Here is a 6,859-nt window from a genome sequence, read left to right on the forward strand (position 1 = left end):
CATCGAGCGCGGCCGCGAACACAGGGAAGGCGGCGTACAGTTCGCGCCCCATCCCGGCCCGCTGGCTGCCCTGCCCGGAGAACAGAAACGCCAACCGCCCCTGCGACCTGTCCGCCGAGCCGGTCAGGACCCGGCTGTCCGCCTCGCCCCGCGCGAGCGCGCCCAGTGCGTCGAGGAAGTCCGACCGGCCCTCGGCGACCACCGCGGCCCGGTCATCGAGCGCCGCCCGCGAAGTGGCCAGCGAGAACGCCACGTCGGACACCGGGAGTTCGGGCCGTCCCGCGACGAACGACCGCAGCCGCTCGGCCTGCGCCCGCAGGGTGTCTAGGCCCTGACCGGCGAGGACCCACGGCACCGGTCCGGTGGCCCCAGCCTCAGGAGCGTCGGCGACGGTCGGCTCCTCCTCCGCCTGCTCGATGATCGCGTGGGCGTTGGTGCCGCTCACGCCGAAGGACGACACACCGGCCCGGCGGGGCCGTCCGTTCTCCGGCCACTCCACCGCTTCGCGCAGCAGCGACACCTCACCGGCGGACCAGTCGACGTGCGGGGTCGGCTCGTCCACGTGCAGCGTCCTCGGCAGCACACCGTGACGCATCGCCATCACCATCTTGATGACGCCGCCCACGCCCGCCGCGGCCTGCGTGTGTCCGATGTTCGACTTCAAGGAGCCGAGCAGCAGAGGCCGTTTGGCGGGCCGGTCCTGCCCGTACGTGGCCAGCAGTGCCTGCGCCTCGATCGGGTCGCCCAGCCTGGTGCCGGTGCCGTGCGCCTCGACGGCGTCGACATCGGCGGCGGTCAGCCGGGCCCGGCCGAGCGCCTGGCGGATGACCCGTTCCTGGGAGGGGCCGTTGGGGGCGGTGAGCCCGTTGCTCGCGCCGTCCTGGTTGACCGCCGTACCGCGTACGACACCCAGGACCGGGTGTCCGTTGCGGCGGGCGTCCGACAGCCGCTCCAGGAGCAGGACGCCCGCGCCCTCGCCCCAGCTGGTGCCGTCGGCCGACGCGGAGAACGACTTGCTGCGGCCGTCGGGAGCGAGCCCCCGCTGCCGGCTGAACTCCACGAACGTCCCCGGCGAGGCCATGACGGTCACACCGCCCGCCAGCGCGAGAGCGCACTCGCCGTCCCGCAGTGCCTGGACGGCCATGTGCAGGGCGACCAGCGAGGACGAGCAGGCCGTGTCGACTGTGACAGCCGGGCCCTCCAGGCCGAGGGTGTACGCCACCCGGCCGGAGATCACACTGGCCGCCGTACCGGTGAGCAGATACCCCTCGAACCCCTCGGGCGCCTCACTCATGCGCGGCCCGTACTCGTCCTGGGACGCCACACCGACGTAGACGCCCGCCTGGCTTCCGGCCACCGACCGCGGGTCGATCCCGGCCCGCTCGAACACCTCCCACGAAGTCTCCAGCAGCAGCCGCTGCTGCGGGTCCATCGCCTGCGCCTCACGCGGCGAGATCCCGAAGAACTCGGCGTCGAACTCCGCGGCGTCGTAGAGGAATCCGCCCTCGCGGACGTACGACGTACCCGCGCGCTCCGGGTCGGGGTGGTAGAGCGCGTCGATGTCCCAGCCCCGGTCCGTCGGGAACACGGACACGGCGTCGCGGCCTTCGGTGACCAACTGCCAGAGGTCCTCGGGCGAACGCACCCCGCCCGGATAGCGGCAGGCCATCGACACGATGACGACCGGGTCGTCATCGGCCGCGGCACCCGCCGGGAGCGGCAGCGCGGAGGCGGACTCCGCCGTGCCGGCCGCCTGCGTGTGCAGGAAGCGGGCCAGCGCCTGGGGCGTCGGATGGTTGAAGACCAGCGTGGGCGGCAGCTTCAGACCGGTGACGGCGACGAGCCGGTTCCGTAGTTCGACCCCGGTCAGCGAGTCGACACCGATGTCCTTGAACGCCTGCGACGCGTGCACCGCGTCCGCGGAAGCGTGCCCGAGCACGGCCGCGGCCTGCGTCCGCACCAGGTCCAGCAGCACCCGCTGGGCCTCGGCATCGGACAGGCCGGACAGGTTCTGTGCCGTCCACGTCGTGTCGTCACCACCCGGACGGCCGTCGCCGGACCCGGACCGCAGGTCCCGTACGTCCGTCAGGTCCGAGATCAGCGCGCTGGGCCGCGCGGCGGTGTACGCCGGCACGAAACGGGCCCAGTCGATGTCGGCGACGGTCACCGTCGGCTCGCCGCGTCCGACGGCATCTCCCAGCGCGGTCAGCGCGAGGTCAGGCTCCAGGGCCGGGAGCCCCCGCCGACGCAACTGGTCGGCCACGTCCCCGGCCGCCATGCCGTCCGCGTCCCACGGGCCCCACGCCACGGAGGTGGCGGGCAGCCCGAGCGCGTGCCGCTGCTCGGCGATCGCGTCCAAGTGGGCGTTCGCCGCACCGAAGTTGGCCTGCCCGGCCCGACCGAGCGTGCCGACCACCGACGAGAAGAGCACGAAGGCGTCGAGGTCCAGGTCACGCGTGTACTGGTCGAGGAGTTCAGCGCCCGAGGCCTTCGGACGCAGTACGTGGTCCAGGCGGTCGACGGTGAGCCGGTCCAGCATCGCGTCGTCGAGGACACCGGCTGTGTGGACGACGGCGGTGAGGTGGGGGTGGTCGGCGATGAGTGCTTTTACGGTATCCGGGTCGCTCACATCGCACGCGGCGAAGGTCACGGTGGCGCCGAGCGCGGTGAGTTCACCGTGGAGGTCGGTGGCCCCGGGGGCGCTGTCGCCGCTGCGGCCGGCGAGGACTAAGTGCTGCGCGCCGTTGGTGGCGGCCCAGCGGGCGACGTGCGCGCCGAGCGCGCCGGTGCCGCCGGTGATCAGGACGGTGCCGCGGGGCTCCCACGCGGTTCCGTCGGTGGTGCCGGTGCGGGCTATTCGGCGGGCGAGAAGACCGGAGGCGCGGATGGCCACCTGGTCCTCGCCGCCGGCCGGGGCGGCCAGTACGGCACGCAGACGTGCGGCGCCGCGTTCGTCGAGCTGCTCGGGCAGGTCGACGAGTCCGCCCCAGCGGTCGGGGTGCTCCAGTGCGGCGACCCGGCCCAGGCCCCAGATCTGGGCCTGGGCGGGGTGGGTGAGCGGGTCGGAGCCTCCGGTGGTGACCGCGCCCTGGGTGGCGCACCAGAGCGGGGCCTGGACGCCCGCGTCGCCGAGGGCCTGGATGAGGGCGAGCGTCGGCGCCGCTGTGGTGGCGTCGTTGCCGGTCAGCGCGAGGAGGGACAGTACGCCGGTGATGTCATCGCCGTCGCCGAGCGTGCTGGAGAGCTGCTCGGCGTAGCGCGTGCGCTCCGGCTGGGCCGGGTCCAGCACGACCTGTCGTACGAGGGTCCGATTGCCGCGCAGGGCCTCCGCGACGGCGCCCACCAGGGTGTCGTCCTCCTGACCTTCGGGGCCCACGACCAGCCACGTGCCGTACAGCCCCGCCTGCGGGTCCGCCAACGGCCTCCACGTCGTCCGGTAGCGCAGGTTGTCCACCGCCGACGCGCGATCCAGGCTCTTCCGCCAGGACGCCAGCGCCGCGAGCACCGTGCCCAGCGGCGCATCGCCCTCGACCGAGAGGGTGTGGCCGAGGGACTCCCAGTCCTCGTTCTCGACCGCCTCCCAGAAGCGGGTGTCCGCGGTGTCCGTGGCAGTGCTCGGGCGGGGGCTGATCCAGTAGCGCTGGTGCTGGAAGGGGTAGGTGGGAAGGTCGGTCGCCTGATTGCCCTGGGGGATGGGCCAGTTGATGGTGTGGCCGTGGGTGTGGAGGTGTGCTGCGGAGGTGAGGAGTCGGGTGAGGGTGCCTTCGTTGCGGCGGAGGGTGCCGGTGATGGTGTCGGCGCCTTCGGTTTCTTCGATGCTGTAGGTGAGGACGGGGTGGGCGCTGGACTCGATGTAGGTGGTGTGGCCGCTCTCGGTGAGCTGTTCGATGGCGGTGTGGAAGTGGACGGTCTGGCGGAGGTTGCGGTACCAGTAACCGGCGTCGAGTTCGGATGTGTTGATGAATCCGGGCTCGACGGTGGAGAAGAAGGGCACTTCAGAGGTCTGGGGCGTGATGCCCGCGAGGGCTTCGGCCAGGTGGTCCTCGATGGTTTCGACGTGCGCGGAGTGTGAGGCGTAGTCGACGGGGATCAGCCGCGCGCGGATGTCCTGGCTCTGCAGCCGAGCCACGAGCGTTTCGACGGCGTCCTTGTCGCCGGAGACCACGGTCGTGTTGGGGCCGTTGACGGCGGCGATGCCGACACCACTGGGCAGCTGCTCCTCGACCCCGTGGGCAGCCTGCGGGATGGAGGCCATGGCACCCAGGCCGGCGAGGTGTTCGCTGATGATCTGTGCCCGTACGGCGACGACCTTGGCGGCGTCCTCCAGCGAGAGCGCGCCCGCGACGGCGGCGGCGGCGATCTCGCCCTGGGAGTGGCCCACGACCGCGTCGGGGCGGATGCCCAGGTGCTGCCATGTGGCGGCGAGCGCGACCATCACGGCCCAGGTGACGGGCTGGATGACGTCGACACGGTCCAACTCGGTGCCGGAGCGCAGGACATCGGTCAGCGACCAGTCGACGTAAGGCGCGAGAGCTTCCTCGCAGCGGGCGATCGACTCGGCGAATACGGGGACGGCGTCGAGGAGTTCGGCGCCCATCCCGGCCCACTGAGTCCCCTGCCCGGGGAAGACGAACACAGTCTTGCCGGTGCTCGCGGCCTGCCCCTGGACCAGATGCGTGTGAGGCTGCCCGGCAGCGAGCGCGTCCAGCGCAGCGGCGACGACATCAGGCGCCTCGGCGAGGATCACGGCGCGGTGCTCGAACAGGGCGCGTCCGTGGAAGAGAGTGTCGGCGACAGCCACGGCATCCAGCTCAGGCCGCTGATCGACGTACTCGCGGAGCTGTCGTGCCTGGTCGCGCAGCGCGTCGGCGGTCCGGGCCGAGATCACGCAGGGCACCACGCCCGCCTCGTCCGGCCGACGCTGCGGATCGGTGATGGCCGGGGGCTCCTCGATGATGGCGTGGGCGTTGGTGCCGCTGACCCCGAAGGACGAGACGCCGGCACGGCGGGGCTGGTCGCTCAAGGGCCAGGACTGTTCCTCGGTGAGGAGGCTGACCGCGCCGGCCGACCAGTCGACATGGGCGGTGGGCCGGTCCACGTGCAGCGTCCTAGGGAGGACACCGTGATGCATGGCCATGACCATCTTGATGACACCGGCCACACCGGCGGCGGCCTGCGTGTGGCCGATGTTGGACTTCACCGAGCCCAGCCACAGGGGCCGTTCGGCGGGGCGGTCCTGTCCATAGGTCGCCAACAGCGCCTGAGCCTCGATCGGGTCGCCGAGGGTGGTCCCGGTGCCATGCGCCTCGACCGCGTCGACCTGACCGGGGGTGAGACCGGCGTTGGCGAGGGCCTGCCGGATCACCCGCTGCTGCGAGGGGCCGTTGGGGGCGGTCAGACCATTGCTGGCGCCGTCCTGGTTGACGGCCGTACCCCGGACCACGGCCAGCACCGGATGCCCGTTCCGCCGCGCATCCGACAGCCGCTCCAGCAGGAGCATTACCACGCCCTCGCCCCACCCGGTGCCGTCGGCGGCGTCGGCGAAGGCCTTGACGCGGGCGTCGGGAGCGAGCCCGCGCTGCCTGCTGAACTCCACGAACATGCCGGGGTTGGACATGACGGTCGCCCCGCCCGCAAGGGCGAGCGTGCACTCGCCGGAGCGCAGTGACTGGGCGGCCATGTGCAGGGCGACGAGCGAGGAGGAGCAGGCCGTGTCGACCGTGACGGCCGGGCCCTCCAGGCCGAGGGTGTAGGCCACCCGGCCCGACGCCACACTGGGCGTCGTGCCCGTCAGCACATAGCCCTCGATCTCCTCGGGCGCCTCGTGCAGCCGGGGCCCGTAGTCCTGTGCCGTCGCGCCGACGAACACCCCGGCCTTGCTGCCGCGCAGCGACTTCGGGTTGATGCCGACGCGTTCGAGAGCCTCCCAGGAGGTCTCCAGCAGCAGCCGCTGCTGCGGGTCCATGGCCAGGGCCTCGCGAGGCGAGATGCCGAAGAACGCGGGGTCGAAGTCGGCTGCGTCGTGAAGGAAGCCGCCCTCACGCGCGTACGACGTGCCGGAGCGGACCGGGTCCGCGTCGTACAGCGCGTCCAGGTCCCAGCCCCGGTCGGCCGGGAACGGCGAGACGGCGTCACCACCGTCCGCCAACAGCGCCCACAGCTGCTCGGGCGTCCGAATCCCACCCGGCAGACGGCAGCTCATGCCGACGATGACGATCGGGTCGTCGGAGTTCGAGGCAGCGGACGCCTCGGGCGCCGCCACCTCTCCTCGCAGGCCCGCGAGTTCGCCGTGCAGGTGCTGTGCCAGCTGCTCCGGCGTGGGGTGGTCGTACAGCGCGGACGACGGCAATCGCACACCGACCGCCCGCCCGAGCGCGGCACAGAACTCCACCGACATGAGCGAGTCGAAACCGAGCTGCTTGAACGGCGTGTCCACCGCGACCTGTTCGGGGCTGTCGTGCTCCAGCACGGCGGCGATGTGCCGTCGTACGAGATCCAGCAGCTCCCGGTTCGCCTCCTCCTGGGACATCCCGGCGAAGGCAAAGGCCCCGGCGGAACGGGCTGCCTGCGGAGCGGACTCCGCGACCTCCTCGTCCGCCGCAGCGTCGGCCGTCTCGTCGAGGCGACCGGCCGACAGCCCGACCGTCTCCTTGAGCCAGTACCGACGGCGCTGGAACGCATACGTCGGCAGCTCGACCCGATGCGAAGGCGTGACGCTCAGATCGGCGAGCACCTCCAGCCACGCGATCTCCATGCCCGAGACATGGAGTTCGGCTGCGGCGCGGGTGACGGCGTGGGTCTCGTCGAGGTTCTTGTGCAGGGTGGGCAGGAGCAGTGCTTCGGCGCGGGTGATGGTGTC

The 6,859-nt window shown here is 72.1% G+C and carries 1 protein-coding gene; it reads right to left on the bottom strand.

Annotated elements, in window-relative coordinates:
• Positions 1 to 6,502 (bottom strand): type I polyketide synthase (locus ACFU5O_RS37205; protein ID WP_384247415.1); only part of this gene is annotated, 6,502 nt, incomplete at its 3' end.
• Positions 6,503 to 6,859: the final 357 nt, after the last annotated feature.

The organism is Streptomyces sp. NPDC057445 (assembly GCF_042802855.1).
In the GTDB taxonomy this organism is placed as follows: domain Bacteria; phylum Actinomycetota; class Actinomycetes; order Streptomycetales; family Streptomycetaceae; genus Streptomyces.